At 75.5% G+C, this 21,403-nt stretch carries 23 protein-coding genes, 1 pseudogene and 1 riboswitch; of the genes and pseudogenes, 9 read left to right on the forward strand and 15 right to left on the reverse strand.

Annotated elements, in window-relative coordinates; genetic code table 11:
- Window positions 1-7: 7 nt before the first annotated feature.
- From ACI781_RS04785 to ACI781_RS04795, 3 genes are all read left to right on the forward strand, one after another.
- The gene (locus ACI781_RS04785; RefSeq protein ID WP_456564929.1) at window positions 8-535 is read left to right on the forward strand and encodes a hypothetical protein; all 528 of its coding nucleotides are present in this window, start codon (window positions 8-10) and stop codon (window positions 533-535) included.
- Window positions 536-606: 71 nt separating this feature from the next.
- Window positions 607-1,356 carry a DUF427 domain-containing protein gene (locus ACI781_RS04790; protein ID WP_456564930.1) on the forward strand — a complete coding sequence of 250 codons (750 nt, stop codon included), beginning with the start codon at window positions 607-609 and terminating at the stop codon, window positions 1,354-1,356.
- A 20-nt stretch (window positions 1,357-1,376) separates the two neighbouring features.
- A riboswitch (guanidine-III (ykkC-III) riboswitch) is annotated at window positions 1,377-1,444 on the forward strand.
- Window positions 1,445-1,455: 11 nt separating this feature from the next.
- A complete protein-coding gene (locus ACI781_RS04795) occupies window positions 1,456-1,770 on the forward strand; it encodes a DMT family transporter (RefSeq protein ID WP_456564931.1) in 315 nt (104 codons plus the stop codon).
- On the opposite strand, the gene ACI781_RS04800 is transcribed toward ACI781_RS04795, so the two are convergent.
- From ACI781_RS04800 to ACI781_RS04825, 6 genes and pseudogenes are all read right to left on the reverse strand, one after another.
- Window positions 1,754-2,059: a sulfurtransferase gene (locus ACI781_RS04800; RefSeq protein ID WP_456564932.1), complete on the reverse strand. Its 306-nt coding sequence runs from the start codon at window positions 2,057-2,059 to the stop codon at window positions 1,754-1,756. The genes ACI781_RS04795 and ACI781_RS04800 overlap by 17 nt on opposite strands.
- Window positions 2,060-2,291: 232 nt before the next feature.
- A pseudogene (locus ACI781_RS04805) lies at window positions 2,292-2,612 on the reverse strand (sulfurtransferase); the annotation flags it as partial.
- Entirely contained in the window at window positions 2,609-3,073 is a 465-nt protein-coding gene (locus tag ACI781_RS04810; protein WP_456564933.1) for an SgcJ/EcaC family oxidoreductase, read from the reverse strand. The pseudogene ACI781_RS04805 and the gene ACI781_RS04810, both read right to left, overlap by 4 nt.
- Before the next feature lie 117 nt (window positions 3,074-3,190).
- Entirely contained in the window at window positions 3,191-5,071 is a 1,881-nt protein-coding gene (locus ACI781_RS04815; protein ID WP_456565094.1) for an ABC transporter ATP-binding protein, read from the reverse strand.
- A gap of 76 nt (window positions 5,072-5,147) precedes the next feature.
- The gene (locus tag ACI781_RS04820) at window positions 5,148-5,930 is read right to left on the reverse strand and encodes an enoyl-CoA hydratase/isomerase family protein (protein ID WP_456564934.1); all 783 of its coding nucleotides are present in this window, start codon (window positions 5,928-5,930) and stop codon (window positions 5,148-5,150) included.
- The gene (locus ACI781_RS04825; protein WP_456564935.1) at window positions 5,927-6,160 is read right to left on the reverse strand and encodes a helix-turn-helix domain-containing protein; all 234 of its coding nucleotides are present in this window, start codon (window positions 6,158-6,160) and stop codon (window positions 5,927-5,929) included. The genes ACI781_RS04820 and ACI781_RS04825 overlap by 4 nt, the downstream gene beginning before the upstream one ends.
- A 178-nt stretch (window positions 6,161-6,338) precedes the next feature.
- Between ACI781_RS04825 and ACI781_RS04830 the strand changes: the two genes are divergently transcribed.
- On the forward strand, window positions 6,339-6,713 hold the full coding sequence (locus ACI781_RS04830) for a VOC family protein (RefSeq protein WP_456564936.1): 375 nt from the start codon (window positions 6,339-6,341) through the stop codon (window positions 6,711-6,713).
- Window positions 6,714-6,735: 22 nt separating this feature from the next.
- Here the strand turns inward: ACI781_RS04830 and ACI781_RS04835 are convergent, their stop codons facing one another.
- Window positions 6,736-8,337, reverse strand: a complete 1,602-nt coding sequence (locus ACI781_RS04835; protein ID WP_456564937.1) for an ABC-F family ATP-binding cassette domain-containing protein — start codon at window positions 8,335-8,337, stop codon at window positions 6,736-6,738.
- A gap of 140 nt (window positions 8,338-8,477) precedes the next feature.
- Here ACI781_RS04835 and ACI781_RS04840 point away from each other — a divergent pair, with 140 nt between their 5' ends.
- From ACI781_RS04840 to ACI781_RS04855, 4 genes are read left to right on the forward strand one after another with little or no spacing between them, the layout of a single operon-like run.
- Window positions 8,478-10,640: an SCO7613 C-terminal domain-containing membrane protein gene (locus ACI781_RS04840; RefSeq protein WP_456564938.1), complete on the forward strand. Its 2,163-nt coding sequence runs from the start codon at window positions 8,478-8,480 to the stop codon at window positions 10,638-10,640.
- A 46-nt stretch (window positions 10,641-10,686) separates the two neighbouring features.
- Window positions 10,687-12,432 (forward strand): SCO7613 C-terminal domain-containing membrane protein, encoded by a 1,746-nt coding sequence (locus tag ACI781_RS04845; RefSeq protein ID WP_456564939.1) that lies wholly within the window; start codon window positions 10,687-10,689, stop codon window positions 12,430-12,432.
- Between the two features lie 45 nt (window positions 12,433-12,477).
- The gene (locus ACI781_RS04850; RefSeq protein WP_456564940.1) at window positions 12,478-12,774 is read left to right on the forward strand and encodes an ArsR/SmtB family transcription factor; all 297 of its coding nucleotides are present in this window, start codon (window positions 12,478-12,480) and stop codon (window positions 12,772-12,774) included.
- On the forward strand, window positions 12,771-13,160 hold the full coding sequence (locus ACI781_RS04855) for a VOC family protein (RefSeq protein ID WP_456564941.1): 390 nt from the start codon (window positions 12,771-12,773) through the stop codon (window positions 13,158-13,160). Before ACI781_RS04850 ends, ACI781_RS04855 begins: the two co-directional genes overlap by 4 nt.
- A 74-nt stretch (window positions 13,161-13,234) precedes the next feature.
- Here the strand turns inward: ACI781_RS04855 and ACI781_RS04860 are convergent, their stop codons facing one another.
- From ACI781_RS04860 to ACI781_RS04895, 8 genes are read right to left on the reverse strand one after another with little or no spacing between them, the layout of a single operon-like run.
- Window positions 13,235-13,621 (reverse strand): metal-sulfur cluster assembly factor, encoded by a 387-nt coding sequence (locus ACI781_RS04860; RefSeq protein WP_456564942.1) that lies wholly within the window; start codon window positions 13,619-13,621, stop codon window positions 13,235-13,237.
- On the reverse strand, window positions 13,618-14,109 hold the full coding sequence (sufU, locus tag ACI781_RS04865) for a Fe-S cluster assembly sulfur transfer protein SufU (RefSeq protein WP_456564943.1): 492 nt from the start codon (window positions 14,107-14,109) through the stop codon (window positions 13,618-13,620). The genes ACI781_RS04860 and sufU overlap by 4 nt, the downstream gene beginning before the upstream one ends.
- A 2-nt stretch (window positions 14,110-14,111) precedes the next feature.
- Window positions 14,112-15,464 carry a cysteine desulfurase gene (locus ACI781_RS04870; RefSeq protein WP_456564944.1) on the reverse strand — a complete coding sequence of 451 codons (1,353 nt, stop codon included), beginning with the start codon at window positions 15,462-15,464 and terminating at the stop codon, window positions 14,112-14,114.
- On the reverse strand, window positions 15,461-16,231 hold the full coding sequence (gene sufC / locus ACI781_RS04875; RefSeq protein WP_456564945.1) for a Fe-S cluster assembly ATPase SufC: 771 nt from the start codon (window positions 16,229-16,231) through the stop codon (window positions 15,461-15,463). Before sufC ends, ACI781_RS04870 begins: the two co-directional genes overlap by 4 nt.
- A 14-nt stretch (window positions 16,232-16,245) precedes the next feature.
- Window positions 16,246-16,611 carry a non-heme iron oxygenase ferredoxin subunit gene (locus ACI781_RS04880; protein WP_456564946.1) on the reverse strand — a complete coding sequence of 122 codons (366 nt, stop codon included), beginning with the start codon at window positions 16,609-16,611 and terminating at the stop codon, window positions 16,246-16,248.
- Window positions 16,611-17,906: a Fe-S cluster assembly protein SufD gene (gene sufD, locus ACI781_RS04885; protein ID WP_456564947.1), complete on the reverse strand. Its 1,296-nt coding sequence runs from the start codon at window positions 17,904-17,906 to the stop codon at window positions 16,611-16,613. The genes ACI781_RS04880 and sufD overlap by 1 nt, the downstream gene beginning before the upstream one ends.
- Entirely contained in the window at window positions 17,906-19,339 is a 1,434-nt protein-coding gene (gene sufB / locus ACI781_RS04890; protein WP_456564948.1) for a Fe-S cluster assembly protein SufB, read from the reverse strand. Before sufB ends, sufD begins: the two co-directional genes overlap by 1 nt.
- Complete coding sequence (locus tag ACI781_RS04895; protein WP_456564949.1) at window positions 19,336-20,145, reverse strand: helix-turn-helix transcriptional regulator; 810 nt, start codon at window positions 20,143-20,145, stop codon at window positions 19,336-19,338. The genes sufB and ACI781_RS04895 overlap by 4 nt, the downstream gene beginning before the upstream one ends.
- A 164-nt stretch (window positions 20,146-20,309) precedes the next feature.
- Here ACI781_RS04895 and ACI781_RS04900 point away from each other — a divergent pair, with 164 nt between their 5' ends.
- Window positions 20,310-21,263 carry a COX15/CtaA family protein gene (locus tag ACI781_RS04900; RefSeq protein ID WP_456564950.1) on the forward strand — a complete coding sequence of 318 codons (954 nt, stop codon included), beginning with the start codon at window positions 20,310-20,312 and terminating at the stop codon, window positions 21,261-21,263.
- Window positions 21,264-21,403 lie beyond the last annotated feature (140 nt).

Below are 21,403 nucleotides of genomic sequence, written 5' to 3' on the forward strand. Positions count from 1 at the left end.
TGGTGCGGTGCCGTCTCGTTCCCGCGCCCTCGTCCCGGCCGTCCTGCCCGCCGTCGTCGCCGCCGGCCTGCTGCTCACCGGCTGCAGCGAGGAGGTGTCGGGGACGGCGAGCCCCGCGACCACCGCCACCTCGTCCTCCAGCTCCTCCTCGTCCTCGTCCTCCTCCAGCAGCAGCTCCTCGCGCCCGGCCGACCCCGAGCTGGCGCAGTTCTGCACCGACGGCGAGCAGCTGTTCGGCGAGGCCGGGGAGGCGCTGGACGACGCCGAGGGCATGGGCATCCCGGCGTTCGTCGCCGCCCTCGACCAGACCCTCGACGCCTTCGACGCGCTCGAGCCGCCGGCCGAGATCGCCGAGGACTGGCAGGCGTCCCGGGACGGCTTCGCCGGGCTGCGGGACGCCGTCGCCGCCATCGACCCGGCTGCGCCGGACGCCGAGCAGCAGGCGGTCGCGATCATCGCCGACGCCGGGGCCACCCTCGGCCCCGCCTTCGAGCGGGTCGGCGCCTGGATCGACGAGAACTGCCCGAACTCCTGACGGGCGGGCTCCCGGCGCGCTGCTGACGGCGGGCTCCTGACAGCCGGGCCGGGGCGGAGCAGGATCGCGCCGTGACCGCCTACCCGCAGCCGATCGTGCCCGCCGGCTCCGTCGAGCCGGTGCCGCGCCGGGTGCGCGCGGTCCTGGCCGACCGCGTGGTGCTCGACACCAGCCGCGCCCGCTACGGCTGGGAGTGGCCGCCCTACCCGCAGTTCCACGTGCCGGTGGCCGACGTCGACCCCGCCGTGCTCGTCGACGAGGGTGTCGACGAGGACCGCCCGCTGGGGCGCGCCCGCCGCCACGGCCTGCGCGCCGGCTCCACCGACCGGCCCGCCGCCGGCTGGTGCTACACCGACGGGCCGCTGGCCGGGCACCTGCGGTTCGAGTGGGCGGCGCTGGACGCCTGGTTCGAGGAGGACGAGGAGGTCTTCGTCCACCCGCGCAACCCCTACGCCCGCGTCGACGCCCTGCGCTCCCAGCGGCACGTGCGGGTGGAGCTGGGCGGGGTGCTGCTCGCCGAGTCGAGGTCCCCGGTGCTGCTGTTCGAGACCGGCCTGCCGCCCCGCTGCTACCTGCCGCGCACCGACGTCCGCTTCGCCCATCTCGTGCCCAGCGGGACCCGCACCCGCTGCCCGTACAAGGGCCGCACCAGCGACTACTGGTCGGTCCGCGGCGGCCCCACCGACGTCGCCTGGAGCTACGAGACGCCGGTCGGCGCGGCGCTGGCCGTCGCGGGCCTGGTCGCGTTCCTCGACGAGGCGGTGGACGTCGTGCTGGACGGGGTGCCCCAGGACCGGCCGGTGACGCACTTCTCCCGCTGACCCGCCGCCGGCGTGCCAGCATGGAGCCGAGGCCTCCCGGCCCCCGGACGAGCGGCGCCGTACCCGGACAGCGACAAGACGGCGACCTCGGAGGTCGTCGTGTCCTGGCTCGTGCTCGTCCTGTCCGGTGTCCTGGAGTCGGTGTGGGCCACCGCGCTCGGCCGCTCGGAGGGCCTCTCCCGGCTGTGGCCGTCCGTCGTGTTCCTGCTCGCGCTGGCCGGCAGCATGGCGGGGCTGGCGTACGCGCTGCGGGAGCTGCCGACCGGGACCGCCTACGCGGTGTGGGTCGGCGTCGGGGCGGCGCTGACCGTGCTCGTCGCCATGGCCACCGGCGACGAGCCAGCGAGCGTCGTGCGGCTGCTGCTCGTCGGCGGGATCGTCGGCTGCGTGATCGGGCTCAAGGTCCTGTCCTGAGCCCGGGGTCGGGCCCCGTCGCGGCCGGCCGCCGGGGGTCGTTCGCCCACTGCGACCACGAGCCGGGCCACAGCGCGGCGTCCACCCCCGCGACCGCGAGCGCGGCGACCTGGTGGGCCGCGGTGACCCCGGACCCGCAGTACACGCCGACGTCGGCGCCGGGCACCGCCCCCAGGGCGGCGAACCGCTCCGTCAGTACAGCGGCTGCAACGAATGTGCCGTCGGGCGCGAGGTTCGCCGTGGCCGGCGCGCTGGCCGCGCCGGGGACGTGCCCGGCGCGCGGGTCCACGGGCTCGACCTCGCCGCGGTACCGCTCGCCGGCGCGGGCGTCGGAGCAGCACCCCGCCGGCGGCCGGGAGGCCGGCCGCCTCGTCCGCGGTCAAGGTGGCCATGCCGCCCCCGCTCAGGGTCACGTCCCCCGGCTCGGGGACGACCTCGCCCGCCTCCAGCGGGCCGCCGGCCGCCCGCCACGCGGCCAGGCCGCCGTCCAGCAGCCGGACGTCGTCCAGCCCGCCCCACCGCAGCAGCCACCACGCCCGGGCGGCCGCGAGGCCACCGGAGTCGTCGTAGGCGACGACCCCGTCTCCCGCGCCGATCCCCCAGCGTCGCGCCGCGGACTGCAGTCGCTGTAACGACGGCAGCGGGTGCCGTCCCTGGGCCGCGGACGGCGGGTCGGCCAGCTCCGTGTCCATGTCGACGAAGACCGCGCCCGGCAGGTGCGCCTCCCGGTACCGCTCCCGGCCGCGGTCGTCACCGAGCGCCCACCGGACGTCGAGCAGCACGATCCGGCGGGTCTCGGCGCGGAGCCCGGCCGCGTCGACGAGGACGCCGTCGCGGCTCACCGGACGGCGAGCAGCCCGCGCAGCTCCGTGGTCAGCGCCTCGCGGGCCGCCGGCTTGCCCGCGAAGGCCACCGGCGTGATCTGGAACAGCGAGATCTTCCAGCGCCCCGCGGCCTCCTCGACGGCGACCACGGTCTGCTGGCAGTGCAGCACCGGGTCGAGGTCCTCCTCGCCCGGCGGGATGACCCCTGCGTGGGCGTGCAGGACCGCGGTGCCGGGCGCGAGCTGCCGCACGGACCGGACGAGGCCGACGTAGGTCGCCGTCGGGTGGCTGCTGAAGACGCGGCGCAGCTCCGAGGCGATCGACAGCCGGCCGCTGGTGTGCGTGCCGTCGTACCCGACGATGTCCCCGTCGTCGGCGAACGTGGCCGCCACCGCTGCTCCGCTGCGCCGGTTCCACGCCTCCAGGAAGGCGGTGTACAGGGCGCGGATCTGCGCGTCCTGCGGATGGGCTGAGGTCACTTCACTCCTCGCTGGCGCTCGCCGGAGGTCCCCGGCGGTGCTCTGTGTCAGCGCGCCCTCGCACGCTCGGCCGCGCGTCCCCCTGTGGTGCCGGTGGGACAGGAGGAACGGTAGTGGTCAGGCCGCGCCGACCGTCCGACGCTCGCCGTCCGCGAACTGGGTCCGGTACAGCTCCGCGTACCGCCCCCCGAGTGCCAGCAACTCCTCGTGAGTGCCCGACTCCGCGATGCGACCGTCGTCGACGACGAGGATCTGGTCCGCGCTGCGGATCGTCGACAGCCGGTGCGCGATCACCAGCGAGGTGCGGCCCGCCAGCGCGGTGTCCAGCGCGTGCTGCACCGCGACCTCGGACTCGCTGTCCAGGTGCGCGGTCGCCTCGTCGAGGATCACCACGCCCGGCGCCTTGAGCAGCACCCGGGCGATCGCCAGCCGTTGCTTCTCGCCGCCGGACAGCCGGTACCCGCGGTCGCCGACCACCGTGTCCAGCCCGTCGGGCAGGGACCCGATGAGCGCCGCGATGCGGGCGCCGGTCAGCGCGTTCCACAGCTGCTCGTCGGTGGCGTCCGGCCGCGCGTACAGCAGGTTGGCGCGGATCGTGTCGTGGAACAGGTGGGCGTCCTGGCTGACCACGCCGATCGCGTCGCGCAGCGAGTCCGTCGTCGCGTGCCGGACGTCGACCCCGCCGACCCGGATCGCGCCCTCGGTCACGTCGTACAGCCGCGGCACCAGGTTGGCGATCGTGGACTTGCCGGCACCGGAGTGGCCGACCAGCGCGACGAGCTGGCCGGGCTCCACGCGGAACGACACGTCGTGCAGGACCGCCGTCGGCCCGCCGTGCTCGGGCAGCGACACCTCCTCCAGCGACGGCAGCGACACGTCGGAGGCGGCCGGGTAGCTGAAGGACACGTGCTCGAACTCGACCGAGCGGTCGCCGGCCGGCACCGGGACGGCGTCGGGCGCCTCGCGGATCATCGGCGGCAGGTCCAGCACCTCGAAGACGCGGTCGAAGCTGACCATCGCGCTCATCACGTCGACCCGGACGTTCGACAGCGCCGTCAGCGGCCCGTACAGCCGCGACAGCAGCAGGGCCAGGGCGACGACGTCACCGGGGCTCAGCGAGCCGTTGAACGCCAGCGCGCCGCCCAGGCCGTAGACCAGCGCGGTGGCCAGCGCGGCGACCAGGGTGAGCGCCGTGAAGAAGGTGCGCCCGTACATCGCCGACAGCACGCCGATGTCGCGCACGCGGGCGGCGCGACCCCGGAAGGACTCGGCCTCCACCGCCGGCCGGCCGAACAGCTTGACCAGCAGCGCGCCGGCCACGTTGAACCGCTCGGTCATCGTCGCGTTCATCGACGCGTTGAGGGCGTAGGACTCCCGGGTGATCTCCTGCAGCCGGGTGCCGATGCGCCGCGCGGGCAGGACGAACAGCGGCACCATGACCAGCGACAGCAGGGTGATCTGCCAGGACAGGCTGAACATCACGGCGGCGGTCAGCACCAGCCCTATGACGTTGCTGACCACGCCCGACAGCGTCGAGGTGAACGCCTGCTGCGCGCCGATGACGTCGTTGTTGAGCCGGCTGACCAGCGCCCCGGTCTGGGTGCGGGTGAAGAACGCCACCGGCATCCGCTGCACGTGCTGGAAGACCCGCGCGCGCAGGTCGTAGATGACGCCCTCGCCGATGCGCGCGGAGAACCACCGCGTGCCCAGCGCGATCGCCGCGTCGAGCACGGCCAGCCCCGCGATGAGCAGCGCGATCCGCACGATGTCGCCCGACGTGCCGCGCAGCGCCGCGATCCGGTTGACGATGTCGCCGGCCAGCAGCGGGGTGGCCACGCCGATCAGCGACGACCCGATGACCAGCAGCAGGAACCAGCTGAGGTCCCGGCGGTACGGGCGGGCGATGCCCAGCACCCGCCGGACCGTCCCCTTGGGCAGCCGCCGCTCGGTCACCGAGGGGTCCCGACGGAACGAGCGCATCGCCGCCATGGAGGTCATGTTGTTCACCGCTCGACCTCCTTCTCTCTCGGTACCGGGCAACCGCGCCCGGTCCTCGAGGATTCCACCCCGGCTGTCAGCCCTGGGCGGACGCGGCGAGCTCGGCCAGCCGGCGGGCCTGCGCGGCCCGCTCGGCGGCGTCCTGCGCCTCCGGGTCGTTGCGGACGGCGGAGCGCACCAGCGATGCCGTCTCCCGCACCGCCCCGGCCGGCGGGGCGGTGAGGGCCGCGACCAGCTGCGCCACCGCGTCGTCCAGCTCCGCGCGCGGCACCACGGCGTTGGCCAGGCCCCACGCGAGGGCCTCGGCCGCGGGCACCGGGCGCCCGGTCACGCAGATCTCCAGCGCCCGCGCGTACCCGACCAGCTCGGCCAGCGTGCTCGTGCCGGTGAGGTCGGGGACCAGCCCCAGCGTCGCCTCGGGCAGCCGCAGGCTCGCGTCCTCGCTCAGCACCCGCAGGTCGCAGGCCAGGGCCAGCTGGGCACCGGCGCCGATCGCGTGCCCCTGCACCGCCGCCACCGAGACGATCCCCGGGGACCGCAACCAGCGGAACCCGGCCTGGTAGCCGCGGATCTGCTCCTGGGCGTCCCCCGTCGGCATCTCCCCCAGCGCCCCCAGCCCCCCGGCCGTCGACGGGTCGGGGCTGAACAGGCTGCGGTCCAGGCCGGCGGAGAACGACCGGCCCTCCCCGCGGACGACGACCACCCGCACGTCGTCGTCCAGGGAGGCTCCCACGGCCGCCAGCGCGGCCCAGGTCGCCGGGGTCTGGGCGTTGAGCTGCTCGGGGCGGTCCAGGGTCACGGTGAGGACGGCGCCCTCGCGCGCCGTCCGCACCCAGCCCGGCGCGGCGCCGGGGCTCACGCCTCCTTCTTGGCGGCGTTCCGGTTGGCTCCCCCACGGCTGCGCAGGCTGGCACCGGACTCCGACAGGAGCCGGTGGACGAAGCCGTAGGAGCGGTTGGTCGAGGTGGCCAGGGAGCGGATGCTCTCGCCCTCGTCGTACCGCTTGCGGAGCTCGTCGGCCAGCGTCGTGCGGTCCCCGCCGGTGATCCGCTTGCCCTTGCCGAGGTCCGCCGTGCTCGAGTCGGCCATGAGTCCCCTCCGTCAGCAGCCGGCCGTGACCTGCCCGGCCGGGACGGCTGCTCGTCCCCTTGGCGCCGCCGTCCCGGTGACCACGGCATCCCGGGACACATGATCACCCAGGCACCCGGCCCGCGCGCGGCGAGCGCCGGCACCACGTCCTGTCGGACCCGCCCGGCACGATGCCGGCATGGCCGACACCGCTGGGAACCAGCACCACGCGATCGACTACGTCGAGCTCACCGTGACCGACCTCGACGCCGCGAAGCGCTTCTACACCGGGGCCTTCGGCTGGGAGTTCACCGACTACGGCCCCGGCTACGCGGGCTTCCGCGACGGCCGCGGCGGCGCCGCCGAGAGCGGGGGCCTGGCGCTGGGCGAGGCGCCCCGCCCCGCCGGCGGGCCGTTCGTGCTGCTGTTCTCCGCCGACCTGGACGCCAGCGCGGCGGCGGTCGAGCGGGCCGGCGGCCGGGTCGTGCAGGGGCCCTACGAGTTCCCCGGCGGCCGCCGCTTCCACTTCACCGACCCCAGCGGCAACGAGCTGGGCGTCTGGGCCGCGAGCTGAGCGGCAGGAGTGGCCGGCCGCGTCAGGCCAGCGACACCAGGTCGGCCAGCTCCTCGCTCCAGGCGTCCTCGGTGCCGTCGGGCAGGATGATCACCTTGTCCGGGTCCAGCGCCCGCACCGCGCCCTCGTCGTGGGTGACCAGCACGATCGCCCCGGCGTAGGTGCGCAGCGCGTCGAGCACCTGCTCGCGGCTGGCGGGGTCCAGGTTGTTGGTCGGCTCGTCGAGCAGCAGCACGTTCGCCCCGGACACGACGAGGGTGGCCATGGCCAGCCGCGTGCGCTCGCCCCCGGACAGCGTGCCGGCCCGCTGGTCGACCGCCTCGCCGGAGAAGAGGAACGCGCCGAGGATCCGGCGCAGCTCGGTGTCGGTGGAGTCCGGCGCCGAGGACCGCATGACCTCCAGCAGGGTGCGGTCCATGTCGATGGTCTCGTGCTCCTGCGCGTAGTACCCGATCCGCAGGCCGTGCCCCGGCTTCACCTCGCCGGTGTCGGGGACCTCGGTGCCGGCCAGGATGCGCAGCAGCGTCGTCTTCCCCGCGCCGTTGAAGCCGAGCACGACCACCCGGGTGCCGCGGTCGATGGCCAGGTCGACGCCGGTGAAGATCTCCAGCGAGCCGTAGCTCTTGCTCAGGTGCTCGGCGGTGAGCGGCGTGCGGCCGCAGGCCGCCGGCGTCGGGAAGCGCAACTTGGCGACCCGGTCCGCGACGCGCACCTCCGCCAGCCCCGCGGCCAGGCGCTGGGCGCGCTTGTCCATGCTCTGCGCGGCCTTGGCCTTGGTGGCCTTCGCGCGCATCTTGTCCGCCTGCGCGGTGAGCGCGTCGATCTTCTTCTCGGCGTTCGCGCGCTCGGCCTTCCGGCGGCGCTCGTCGGTCTCCCGGGCGTCCAGGTAGCGCTTCCAGCCGAGGTTGTAGACGTCGACGGTGGCGCGGTTGGCGTCCAGGTGCCACACCTTGTTGACCACGGCCTCGAGCAGCTCGACGTCGTGGCTGATCACCACCAGCCCGCTCTTGTGGCCGGCGAGGAAGCCCTTGAGCCACACGATCGAGTCCGCGTCGAGGTGGTTGGTCGGCTCGTCGAGCAGCAGCGTGTCGGCGTCGGAGAACAGGATGCGCGCGAGCTCGACGCGGCGGCGCTGACCGCCGGAGAGGGTGCGCAGCGGCTGGGCCAGCACCCGGTCGGGCAGGCCCAGGTTGGTGCAGATGCGCGCGGCGTCGCTCTCCGCGGCGTACCCGCCCAGCGCGGCGAACTGGTCCTCCAGGCGCCCGTACGCCCGCACCGCCCGGTCGCGCTCGGCGTCGTCGGCCGGCTCGGCCATCGCCACCTGCGCCTTGGTGAGCTGCGCCTTGAGGACGTCGAGGCCGCGGCCGGAGAGCACCCGGTCGCTGGCGGTGATGTCGAGGTCGCCGCTGCGCGGGTCCTGCGGGAGGTAGCCCAGCTCCCCGGACACCTCGACCTTGCCGGCGTGCGGCACCCGCTCACCGGCCAGCGTGGTGAGGGTGGTGGTCTTGCCGGCGCCGTTGCGACCGACGAGGCCGATCCGGTCGCCCGGCTGCACGCGCAGGTCCGCGCCGCTGATGAGGATCCGGGCGCCGGCGCGCAGCTCCAGACCGGTCGTCGTGATCACTGAGCCCAGGGTAGGCGCTCCGGGCGGCCGGCTCGACCTCTTTCGCCGGTGACATCGGCTGCACCGGTGCTGCCGGCGGGTGTCCACAGGCGCGGTCGGCCGGGACCCGCCCGTGACCGGGACCCGCCACGATGCGGGCCATGACGCGTTCCCCGGGCCTGCCGTGCCCGGTCTGCGGCCTGCCCGCCCTCGGCGGGGGGCCGGCCACGTGCCCGGCCTGCGGCCTGCCCGCCGTCGGCGAGGCGGCCCTGGTCGTCGCACGGATCGGCGCCACCCTGGACGAGCTGGTCCGCGACCGCGACCGCCTGCTGGCGGCCCTGCGCTCGGCCGCGCCCGGGCCCGCCCCGGCCGCCGTCCCCGCCCCGCCGCCCGGACCGGCCTGGCCTCCACCGCCCGGGCCGGCTCACGGGTCACCCCGGTCCGACGCGCCGTGGCCGCCCACTCCCCCGTGGCCGGCCGCTCCCCCGTGGCCGGCCCCTCCGTCGGCGCCGGTCGCGGCACCGACCGCACCGGCCCGGCGCCTGAGCCCGCAGCAGGTGCTGCTCGGCCTGGGGGCGCTGGCGCTCGTCGCCGGCGCGCTGGCCTTCGTCGCGGTCGCCTGGGACCGCCTGGGCGTGGCCGGGCAGGTGGTCGTGCTGCTCGCGGTGACGGCGGGGCTGTGCGGCGCCTCGGCGTGGACCGCGCGGCGCGGGCTGCGGGCCACGGAGGAGGCGCTGGCCGGGGCCGGGGCCGCGTTGCTGGCCGTCGACCTGGGAGCCGCGCACGCGCTCGGCCTGGCCGGGGCCGACGACGTCCCGGTCCGGGTGTGGACGGCGTGCTCGGGCGCGGCGGTCGCGCTGGTCGCGCTGGCCCTGGGCCGGCTGACCCGCAGCACCGCGGCCTGGCCGCTCGTCGCGCTCCTCGCGGCGCAGCCGGTGCCGCTGCTGCTCCTGCCCGCGGGCGCGGCCGGGGGGCCGGCCGGGGTGGCGGTGCTGCTCGGGCTGGCGCTGGCCGACGTGCTGGTGCTGGCGGCGGTGCGGCCGCTGCTGCGTCCGGTCGCGGGGACGGTGACCGCCCTGGCCGCAGCCGGCGGGGTCCTGCTGGCGCTGGTGGTCGCCTGGGGTCGGGAGGCACCGCTGTCGTGGGCGGCCACCGGCCTGCTGCTCGCCGCGGCCGCCGGCGTCGCTCTCCTCCTCCGCTGGTCGCGCCCGGCGGCCCTCCTGCCCGGGACCGTCCCGCTGGTGGGCGTCGGAGCCGGGGTCACCGCGGCGGCGGCCACCGGTTCCCTCGACGCGCTCGGCCGCCCCGGTCCGGTGCTCGCGGTCGCCCTCGGGCTCGCTCTGCTCACCGTCGCGGTGCTGGTCCCCCGGCCCCGCGTGGTGCCGGCCGGCACGGCCGCCGGCGGGTCGGTGTTCGCGCTGGCCGGTGCGGGGGTGCTGCTGGACGCCGGCCGGTTCGTCGAGCTCGCGTGGCTGGCGCTGGCCGTCGCGGCCCCGGCCGCGCTGGCCGCGGTGCGTCGCCCGGCGCTGCGCCCGGCCGCGGTCGGGACCGCGCTGGCCGCGCCGGCGGCGGCCGCCCTGCTGGCCGCCGTCGGGGGGTCGCTGGACCGGCCCGCGGCCGGGCTGCTGCTGGCGCTCACGGCGGCGGTCGCGTTCGCCGTGGCGGCGCTGCGGGCCGGCCGGCCCGAGAAGCGCGTGGCGGCGGGGGCCGGCGCGGTGGCCGGCGCCCTGGCCGTCGGCACGACCGCGCCGGCCGGCGCCCTCGGCCCGCTGGCCGTGCAGCTGGCCGTCGTCGGCGTGGCGGCCGGCGGCTACGGCCTCGCCGTGCGGTCGCGGGTCGTGCAGGCGCTCGCGGTCGCCGTGCTGGTGGCGGCGTGCTGGTCCGCGGGAGCCGGCGCGGAGGTGGCGGTGGTCGAGGCCTACACGCTGCCGGCCGCCGCGGGCCTGGCCGTGCTGGCCGTCGCGGGGTTGCGGGCGGGGGCCGGGTCCTGGTCCGTGGAGGGGCCGGCGCTGGCGGTCGCGCTGGTCCCCTCCGCGCTGGCCGCCGTCGCCGACCCCGCCCCGCTGCGCTGGCTGGTCGTGGTCGCGGCCGCGGCGCTCGCCACGGCGGGAGGAGCGGTCGCGCACCGGCAGGCGCTCTTCGTCCTCGGCGCCGGCAGCCTGGTCTGGGTGGTCCTCGGCCGGCTGGCCCCGTATGCGCCGCTGCTGCCCCGCTGGATCACCCTGGGCGTCGTCGGCGTGGTGCTGCTGGTCGTCGGCGCCACGTACGAGCGGCGGCGGCAGCAGGCGCGCGAGGCGGTCGGGTGGGTGGCGCAGATGCGCTGACCTCCCCGGCCTGCCGGGCGCGGCAGCCGGTCCTAGCGTGGACGGCGTGGCGGACCTCCCCTCCCGCGTCCGGCCGCCGCAGGTGCTGCTGGCGGTCGGCACGGTGCTCCTGCTGGTGGGCGCGCTGGCCGCCCCCGGCAGGGACGGCCCCGGATCGGGCGCCACGCTCACCCTGGCCGCGCTCGCGGCCGGTGCGGTCTCCGCGTGGGCCGGCCGGGTCGGCGCGCGGGGCACCCGGGAGGCGCTGGCCGCCACCGCGGTGGTGCTGGCGCTGGCCGGTGTCCCGCAGGGCGGCTCGCCGCTGGGCCCGGCGCTGCTCGCCCTGGCGCTGTCCGGGGTCGCCCGGCTGCAGCCGGCGCCGCTGAGCTGGCCGCTGGGCGCCTGGGCCGCCCTCCAGCTGGCGGCCCTGCGGGCCCTGGCGGAGGTCCCCGCCGGGGCGGCCCGCACCGCGGCCCTGCTCGCCGTCGCCCTGATCGGCCTGGTCGTGGTGCTGGGCGCGCGGCCCGCGCTCGCCCGGGTCGTCCTCGCCACGACCGTCCCGTGGTGGGTGCTCGGCGTCGGCGCGGGCATCGGCACGGCGTGGTCGGCCCCCGCCCCCGCCGCGGCCGCGTCCGTCGCGCTGACCGTCGCCGCCGCGGCCGGGCTGCTCGTCGTCCGGCTGGTCCGCGCCGTGACGCCGCTGCTGGGGCCGCCCCGCGCCGTCCCCGTGGTGGCCGGCGTCGTCGCCGGCGCGGCGGTCGCGGGACCGCTGTCCGGCGGACCGGCCGGCGAGGTGGTGGCCGGGTACGCCGGCGTCCTGCTGGCGGCCGTCTCGGCCGCGGTCCTGGACGGCCGGTGGCGCGGCCTGCTGCTGCCGTGCGCGCTCGCGGCGGGGGCCGTGCTGCTCGCCTGCGCCCTGGCCCAGCTCGTCGGCGCCGCGGCCTGGGGGCCGCTGGCGCTGCTGCTCCTGCTCACGGCGGTGCCCGCGGCCGCAGTCGCGCGGTGGCGCCGGGAGGACCGGCCGGCCGCCCTGCCGGCGGCCGTGGGCTGCCTGGCGGCGGCCTCGCTGCTGGCGGTCCCGGCCGGGCTGCTCGCCCCGGCGGCCGCCGCGGCGGCGCTCACCGGGCTGTACGCGGCGGCCCTCCTCGGCGCCTCCGGCCTGGCGCCGCACACCCGGGAGCACACCCTGACCGTCGCCGCGGGCGCCGCGGCGGCGGCGGTGCTGCTCGCGGCCGCCGCCGGCTCGCCCGGCCAGGTGGCGGCCCACCTCGCCGTCCAGGGCGTCCTGACGTGGCTGTGGGCCGGGCACCCCGGCCGCCGCGTCGAGGACCCGTCCGCGACCGCCCGGGCGGTGGGCGCCGCGGAGGTGGTCGCCGCGGCGTGGACGGCGGCGGCGCTGGGGGACGTCGCCGTCCTGGAGGCCTACACGCTGCCGGCGGCCGTGGGGCTGCTGGCCGCGGCCGGTCCCGACCTGCGGCGCCGGCCGTCGGGACGCGCGTGGGGGCCTGGGCTGCTGCTGGCGGCCGTCCCGTCGACGGTCCTCGCCGTCGTCGCGCCGGGCGTCGGGCGGCCCCTGCTCGTGCTGGCGGCGGCGGCCCTGGCCCTGGTCGGGGGCGCCGCCGCGGGGATCCGGGCGCCGCTGCTGGCCGGGGCGGGCACCGCCGTCGCGCTGGCGATCGGCCTGGCCGTCGTGGCGCTGCCGCTCCCGCTGGCCGGCACCGTCGTCGCCGGCGTGGCGCTGCTGGCCCTGGGGGCCCGGCGCGAGCTCCGGCCCGTCGGGGGGTTCGCCGACCGGGTCGCGGAGATGCGCTGACCCGGCCCCTTGACAGGCAAGTCGCCACTTGCCTATACATCCGGCGTGGACGACGACGCCGACATCTTCCGGGCTCTCGGTGACGCGACGCGACGCACCATCCTCGACGAGCTGACCGACCGGGACGGTCAGACGCTCTTCGAGCTCTGCGGCCGGCTCGGCATGAAGCACGGGCTCGGCTCGTCGCGACAGGCGATCTCGCAGCACCTCGCCGTCCTCGAACAGGCCGGCCTCGTCCGCACCCGGCGGCAGGGTCGGTACAAGTTCCACCACCTCGACACGGGCCCGTTGCGCTCGATCGTCGAGCGGTGGCCCGTCGACCGAGAGGCACCCGACCCGTGATCCGGATCAACATCACCAGCGTGTGGGTGGACGACCAGGCCAAGGCGCTGGCGTTCTACACCGAGAAGCTGGGCTTCGTGACGAAGACCGACGTGCCGGCCGGGGACGCGCGGTGGCTGACCGTCGTCTCCCCCGCCGCGCCCGACGGCGTCGAGCTGCTGCTGGAGCCGGACGGGCACCCGGCGACGCGCCCGCTCAAGGAGGCGCTCGTCGCCGACGGCATCCCGTTCACCTCGTTCGCCGTGGACGACGTCCACGCCGAGGTCGAGCGGCTCAAGGCGCTGGGCGTGGAGTTCACCCAGGAGGCGACCGACCTGGGGCCGGTGGTCACCGCCGTCCTCGACGACACCTGCGGCAACCTGATCCAGATCGCCGCGATGAAGTAGGCCCGGCGGGACAGGACCCCGCTGCCGGGGCCCGCGCCACGGACCGTGGCGCGGCCGGGCAGCGGGGCCCGTCCTCAGACGCGGAAGCCGAGCGCCCGCAGCTGCTCGCGACCGTCGTCGGTGATCTTGTCCGGGCCCCACGGCGGCATCCAGACCCAGTTGATCCGGATGTCGTCGACCAGGCCGGGGCCGGGGCCGCCGGTCAGCGCGGTGCGCGCCTGGTCCTCGATGACGTCGGTCAGCGGGCAGGCCGCCGACGTCAGCGTCATGTCGAGCACGGCGACGTTGTTCTCGTCGACGTCGATGCCGTAGACGAGGCCCAGGTCGACGACGTTGACGCCGAGCTCGGGGTCGACGACGTCGCGCATGGCCTCCTCGACGTCCTCGAGCAGCGCCGACTTGTAGGCGGGGAGCTCCGCGGACGGGGTCCCGGCGGCAGGGGTCTCGGTGGTCTCGCTCACTGCTGGCCTCCAGTCGTGGCGGTGTCGGCGACCGACAGGGCTCGGGCGCTGGCGTCCTTGAGGGCCATCCAGCTCATCAGCGCGCACTTGACGCGCGCCGGGTACTTGGAGACGCCGGCGAACGCCACGGCGTCCTCCAGCTCGTCCTCGAGCTTCTCGGCCACCGCCGCGTCGCCCTTGCTCTGCATCAGCGTCATGAAGTGCTCGCCGGTCTCCAGCGCCTGCGGCACGGTGCGGCCGATGACGAGGTCGTACATCGCCGAGACCGAGGCCTGGCTGATCGAGCAGCCCATGCCCTCGTACGAGACATCTGACAGGACGACGTCCCCCGCTGCGTCCTTCTCCAGGTGCACCCGCAGGGTCACCTCGTCGCCGCACGTCGGGTTGACGTGGTGCACCTCGGCCTCGAAGGGCTCCCGCAGGCCGCGGCCGTGCGGGTTGCGGTAGTGGTCCAGGATGATCTCCTGGTACATCGACTCGAGCTGCACGATCAGGCCTCCCTGGTGCCGGCCGACGGGGCGGCTCCCGAGGGGACAACGCCGAAGAACTGCTGGGCCTTCCGGATGCCGTCGGCCAGCGCGTCCACGTCGTCGTAGCCGGTGTGCACGTAGAAGGTGGCGCGGGTCGTCGCGGGGACGCCGTAGCGCCGCACGACCGGCCACGCGCAGTGGTGGCCCACCCGCACGGCGATGCCCTCGTCGTCGAGCACCTGGCCCACGTCGTGCGGGTGGATGCCGTCGACGGTGAACGAGATCGCTCCGCCGCGGGCGACGGTGTCGGGCGGGCCGATCACCGTGACGCCGGGGATCTCGGCGAGCCGCTCGAGCGCGTAGGCGGTCAGCGCCTCCTCGTGCGCCAGCACGGCGTCCATGCCGAGCCGCTGCAGGTACTGGACGGCGGCGCCGAGCCCCACGACCTGCGCGGTCATCGGGACGCCGGCCTCGAAGCGCTGCGGCGGGGGCATGAAGGTGCTGCCCTCCATCCGCACGACCTCGATCATCGAGCCGCCGGTGAGGAACGGCGGCAGCGCGTCGAGCACGTCGTAGCGGCCCCACAGGACACCGACCCCGGTGGGGCCGAGCATCTTGTGGCCGGAGAACACGAGGAAGTCCGCGCCGAGCTCGGTGACGTCCACCGGCTGGTGGGGCACCGACTGCGCGCCGTCCACCAGCACCAGGGCGCCCACCTCGCGGGCGCGGGCCACGATCGGCTCCAGCGGGTTGATCGTGCCCAGGATGTTGGACTGCTGGGTGACCGCGACCAGCTTGGTCCGCTCGTTGACGACCGTGGCGAGGTCGGACAGGTCGAGCCGGCCGTCGTCGGTCAGCCCCAGCCAGCGCAGGGTCGCCCCGGTGCGCTCGCACAGCTGCTGCCACGGCACCAGGTTCGCGTGGTGCTCCATCTCGGTCACGACGATCTCGTCGCCCTGGCCGACCGCGTACCGGCGGAACCCCGGCTCCTTGGCCGTGGCCGCGTTGGACAGCGCGTAGGCGACGAGGTTGATCGACTCGGTCGAGTTGCGGGTGAACACGACCTCGTCGGTGCGGGCCCCGATGAAGCGCGCGATCGTCTCGCGCGCCTCCTCGTAGGCGCCCGTGGCCTCCTCGGCGAGCTGGTGCGCGCCGCGGTGGGGGGCCGCGTTGACGTTCTCGTAGAACCAGCGCTCGGCGTCCAGGACGCTGCGCGGCTTCTGCGAGGTGGCGCCGGAGTCGAGGTAGACCAGCCGCTTCCCGTCGCGGACGGTGCGCGACAGGATCGGGAAGTCCGCCCGGATCGCCTCGACGTCCAGCGGGAGGGGCCTGCGCTGCGCCCCGGCACCGGGACGCGAGACGGTCCGGGTCATGCCGACGCCGCCTCCGAGCCCTTGACGTACTCGGCGTAGCCCTCGTTCTCGAGCTTCTCGGCCAGCTCCGGGCCGCCCTCCTCGACGAACCGGCCACCGACGAACACGTGCACGAAGTCGGGCTTGATGTAGCGCAGGATCCGCGTGTAGTGCGTGATCAGCAGGACGCCGATCTCGCCCTCCTCGCGGGTGCGGTTGACGCCCTCGGAGACGATCCGCAGCGCGTCGACGTCCAGGCCGGAGTCGGTCTCGTCGAGGACGGCGATCTTCGGCTTGAGCAGACGCATCTGCAGGATCTCGTGGCGCTTCTTCTCACCGCCGGAGAAGCCCTCGTTCACGTTGCGCTCGGCGAACGCCGGGTCCATCTCCAGGCCGGCCATCTCGGTCTTGACGTCCTTGACCCAGGTGCGCAGCTTCGGGGCCTCGCCCTTGATCGCGGTGGCCGCGGTGCGCAGGAAGTTCGAGACCGACACGCCGGGCACCTCGACCGGGTACTGCATGGCCAGGAACAGCCCGGCGCGGGCGCGCTCGTCGACGCTCATCGCGAGGACGTCCTCGCCGTCGAGGGTCACCGAGCCGCCGGTGACGGTGTACTTCGGGTGGCCGGCGATGGAGTACGCCAGCGTCGACTTGCCCGAACCGTTCGGGCCCATGATCGCGTGGGTCTCGCCGGAGCGGATGGTGAGGTCGACGCCGCGGAGGATCTCCTTGGCCTCGTCCCCCTCCCCCACGCTGACGTGCAGGTCGCGGATCTCGAGCACGGACACTGTCTTCTCGCTCCTCAGGTGCCGGCCGTCACGCGGACGGGAGCGTCGACGTCGACCAGCACGTCGTCACCCTCCACGCGGACCGGGTAGACGGGGACCGGCTCGGTGGCCGGCAGGTTGGTGGGGCGGCCGCTGGTCAGGTCGAAGCACGACCCGTGCAGCCAGCACTCGATGGTGGGGGCGCCGCGGAACTCCTCCACGTCCCCCTCGGACAGCGGGACCTCGGCGTGCGAGCAGAGGTCCTCGATGGCGAACACCTCGCCCTCGAAGCGGACGACGGCGACCGCCTCACGGCCCTCGATGCCGAGGCCGTCGAGCTCGACGCGCAGCGCGCCGGGCTCGGCGACGTCGGCCAGCGAGCAGAGCCGGGTGAAGGCCATCAGGCCTCCACCGGCTGCTCGGCGAGCCCGGGGAGCTGGCCCAGCCGCGCCTCGACCGAGGCCATCAGCCGGTCCTGCAGCTCCGGCAGGCCGACCCGGGCGATGACGTCGGCGAAGAACCCGCGCACCACCAGGCGGCGGGCGGTCTCGGCGTCGATGCCGCGCGAGCACAGGTAGAACAGCTGCTCGTCGTCGAACCGGCCGGTGGCGCTGGCGTGGCCGGCGCCGACGATCTCACCGGTCTCGATCTCCAGGTTGGGCACCGAGTCGGCGCGGGCGCCGTCGGTGAGCACCAGGTTGCGGTTGAGCTCGTAGGTCTCGGTGCCGACGGCGGCCGGGCGGATGCGGACGTCGCCGACCCAGACCGTGCGGGCCTGCTCGCCCTGCAGGGCGCCCTTGTAGAGGACGTTGCTGCGGCAGTGCGGCACGGCGTGGTCCACCCACAGCCGGTGCTCCTGGTGCTGGGTCTCGTCGGCGAAGTAGACGCCGAAGAGCTCCGCGGAGCCGCCGGGGCCGGCGTAGGTCACGTTGCTGACCAGCCGGACGAGGTCGCCGCCGAGGGTCACGACCACCTGGGTGACGCTGGCGTCGCGGCCGACGACGGTGTCGTACTGGCCGCCGTGCACGCTGCCGGGCGCCCAGTCCTGCACCGACACGAGCCGCACCTGCGCGCCGTCGCCGGTCAGCACGGAGACGCCGCCGGAGTAGCGCGCGGAGCCGGTGTGGTCCAGGACGACGGTCGCCTGCGCGAACGCGCCGACGTCGATCACGAGGTGGCCCCAGGCGACCGCCTCGTCGTCGCCGGCGCCGTCCAGGCGCAGCGTGACCGGCCGGTCCAGCTGCGCCTCCGCGGGCACGCGGACGACGGTCGCGCCGGCGCTGCGCTGGCGGGTCAGCGCGGCGAGCCGGTCGACGGGCTCGGGCAGGCCCTTGAGCAGCGGGTCGCCGGCCTCGACGGTGGTCAGCTCGACGCCGTCGGGGAGGTCGGTCTGCCACTGCGGGCGGGCGTCGGAGGGCTCGCCGCGCAGCAGCGAGCGGACCCGGCGCATCGGGGTGAAGCGCCAGGCCTCCTCGCGGCCGGTCGGGTCGCCGAACGCCTCGGGGTCGGCGGAGGTGAACCGCTCGGCCGGCGAGCCGGTCGGGGTCGGGCCGCCGTGGCTGTGCGCGCCGGGCGCCGCCTCCCCGGCGGTGCCGGTGCCGGCCGCCGGGGTGGACGGCGGTCCGGCCTGGGCACCCACCCCGGGCGCGAAGAGCTCCCCGGCGAGGGTCGTGCTGGTCTCGTTGCTGGCCGACATCAGCCGACGGCACCTTCCATCTGCAGCTCGATCAGGCGGTTGAGCTCGAGGGCGTACTCCATCGGCAGCTCACGGGCGATGGGCTCGACGAAGCCGCGGACCACCATGGCCATGGCCTCGTCCTCGGTCAGGCCGCGGCTCATCAGGTAGAAGAGCTGGTCCTCGCTGACCCGGGAGACGGTGGCCTCGTGGCCCATGGCGACGTCGTCCTCGCGGACGTCGACGTACGGGTAGGTGTCCGACCGGCTGATCGTGTCGACCAGCAGCGCGTCGCACTTCACCGTGGAGCGGGAACCGGAGGCGCCCTCGTCGATCTGCACCAGGCCGCGGTAGGAGGTGCGGCCACCGCCGCGCGCCACCGACTTGCTGATGATGTTCGAGGAGGTGTGCGGCGCGGCGTGCACCATCTTCGCGCCGGCGTCCTGGTGCTGGCCCTCGCCGGCGAAGGCGATCGAGAGCACCTCGCCCTTGGCGTGCTCGCCGGTCATCCACACGGCCGGGTACTTCATCGTCACCTTGGAGCCGATGTTGCCGTCGACCCACTCCATGGTCGCGCCCTCGTGGGCGATCGCCCGCTTGGTGACCAGGTTGTAGACGTTGTTCGACCAGTTCTGGATGGTCGTGTACCGGCAGCGGGCGTTCTTCTTGACGATGATCTCGACGACCGCGGAGTGCAGCGAGTCGCTCTTGTAGATCGGCGCGGTGCAGCCCTCGACGTAGTGCACGTAGGCGCCCTCGTCGATGATCATGAGGGTCCGCTCGAACTGGCCCATGTTCTCGGTGTTGATCCGGAAGTAGGCCTGCAGCGGGATCTCGACGTGCACGCCCTTGGGGACGTAGATGAACGACCCGCCGGACCACACCGCGGTGTTCAGCGCGGCGAACTTGTTGTCGCCGGAGGGGATCACCGAGCCGAAGTACTCCCGGAAGAGGTCCTCGTGCTCCTTGAGCGCGGTGTCGGTGTCGAGGAACAGGACGCCCTGCTCCTCGAGGTCCTCGCGGATCTTGTGGTAGACGACCTCGGACTCGTACTGGGCCGCGACACCGGCGATCAGCCGCTGCTTCTCGGCCTCCGGGATGCCCAGCTTGTCGTAGGTGTTCCGGATGTCCTCGGGCAGCTCGTCCCAGCTGCCGGCCTGCTGCTCGGTGGAGCGGACGAAGTACTTGATGTTCTGGAAGTCGATCCCCGACAGGTCCGAGCCCCAGTCGGGCATCGGCTTGCGCTCGAAGAGCTTCAGCGCCTTGAGCCGGCGCTCGAGCATCCACTCGGGCTCGTTCTTGCGGCGGGAGATGTCGCGGACGACGTCCTCGTTGAGACCGCGCGTGGCCGAGGCGCCGGCGACGTCGGCGTCCGCCCAGCCGTACTGGTAGCGGCCGAGCTGGTCGATCTGCTCGTCCTGCGTCAGCGGCACGGGCTGCTGGGTGCTGGTCATGCGGGCGTCCTCTCCCGGTGGGTCTGGGTGGGGCTGGCGGGCGGGGCGGCGGTCACGGCGCGCGGCGCTCTCCGCTCACCTGGTACAGGGCGGGCGGGGGGTGTTCTGTTCCCCGCCCGGGTGTGGTCCCGGCCGCCTCGCGGAGGCGGGAGGTGTGGTCCGGGGATGTGCGTGGTGCACACCCCGTCGCCGTGGGCGATCGTCGCCAGTCGCTGCACGTGGGTGCCGACGAGCCGGCCGATGACCGCCGTCTCGGCCTCGCACAGCTGGGGGAACTCGGCCGCCACGTGCGCCACCGGGCAGTGGTGCTGGCAGAGCTGGCCCCCGCTGGCGATCACCGAGGCCGCGGCAGCGTAGCCCTCGGCCGTGAGGGCGCTCGCCAGGGCCTGTGCCCGGTCGACCGGCGCGGCGCCGCCGGCGGTGACCTGCTCGACCGCGGTCGAGCAGCGCTGCTCCAGGCCGGACAGCTGCGCCTCGGCGACGGCGCGGACGGCCTCGGGCCCCTGCGAGGAGGCGATGTGCCGCAGCGCGGTGAGCGCCAGGTCGTCGTAGGCGTGCGGGAACGCCGACCGGCCGACGTCGGTCAGGTGGTAGTGGCGGGCGGGCCGGCCCCGGCCACGCTGCGCGCCACCGGGGGCGTCGGGTCGCTCCTCCACGCGGCCGGTGGCCGCCAGGGCGTCGAGGTGCCGGCGGACGGCGGCCGGGGAGACGCCCAGCCGCCCGGCGAGCTCCGACGCCGTCTGCGGGCCGTGCTCGAGGAGGAGGGCGGTGACGCGGTGCCGCGTGCTCCGGTCCTCGCTTTCCACAACACGAGTGTGACCTATTTCCGTGGACCCGCAAGGAAGGTCCACCTAACCCCAGGCGCGGCACCCGCCCCGCGCGTGACCCGTCTCACTACCCGCGGCGTGCGACGCGGTCCCGGGCCCCGTCGCCGCCCGGGACCGCGTCGCCGACCGCCTAGCATCGGAGCGTGCCGGTCCTGCCCGCCTCGTTCTCCTCCCGCGCGATCTCCCGGGTCGCCCTGGCCAGCGCGGTGGCCAACGGGCTCATCGTCGTCACCGGGGGCGCCGTGCGCCTGACCGGCTCCGGGCTCGGCTGCCCGACGTGGCCCAACTGCACCGACGCGAGCTTCGTGCCCACCCGCGAGCTCGCCGGGCACGGGCTGATCGAGTTCGGCAACCGCACGCTGACCGGCGTGCTCGGGGTCATCGCGCTGGTCACGCTGGTCGTGGTGTGGCGCTCCCCGCGGCGCGACCTGCGCCCGCTCGCCGTGCTCGGGCTGGTGGGCATCCCGGTCCAGGCGGCGCTCGGCGGGATCACGGTGCTCACCGGCCTCAACCCGTGGACGGTGGCCGCGCACTTCCTGCTCTCGGCGGCCCTCGTCGCCCTGATGACCGTGCTGTGGCTGCGCAGCCGCGAGCCGGGCGTGGGCCAGCTGCTGGTCCGCCGTCCGTTCGCGCTGCTCGTCGGGGGCATCGCCGCCGCCACCGCCGTCGTCCTGGTGCTCGGCACCGTCGTCACCGGCAGCGGTCCGCACAGCGGCGACCTGGCCGAGGACGCCTCGGGGACCCTGCGGGTGGGTCGAATGGGCTTCGACCCCGAGCTGGTCAGCCAGCTGCACGCCGACGCCGTCTTCCTGCTCATCGGCCTGACCGTCGCCCTGCTGGTCGCTCTGTACGCGACCGACACGGCCGGCCGCACCCGCCGCGCGGCGCGGGACCTGCTGGTCGTGCTGGCACTGCAGGGCGTCGTCGGCTACGTGCAGTACTTCATGCACCTGCCGGCCCTGCTGGTGCTGCTGCACATGCTCGGCGCGGTGCTGGTCACGGCCTACGCCGCGCGGCTGGTCTGGTCGGTCCGCGGCCCGGCGTCGGAGCTGCCGCTGGAGACCGCGCCGCGCTCCGAGGTCCCCGCCACCCGCTGACCCCGGCGCCGACGCCCGACACCCGGAGCGCCCCGCCGCCGGCAGCGATGTGCACCTGAGGCGCGTTCCGGACCCCGGAATGCGCCCTGACCGCGCATCACCCCAGCCGGAGCGCCCCGCCGCCGGCAGCGATGTGCACC

This window comes from Blastococcus sp. SYSU D00695 (assembly GCF_054050555.1).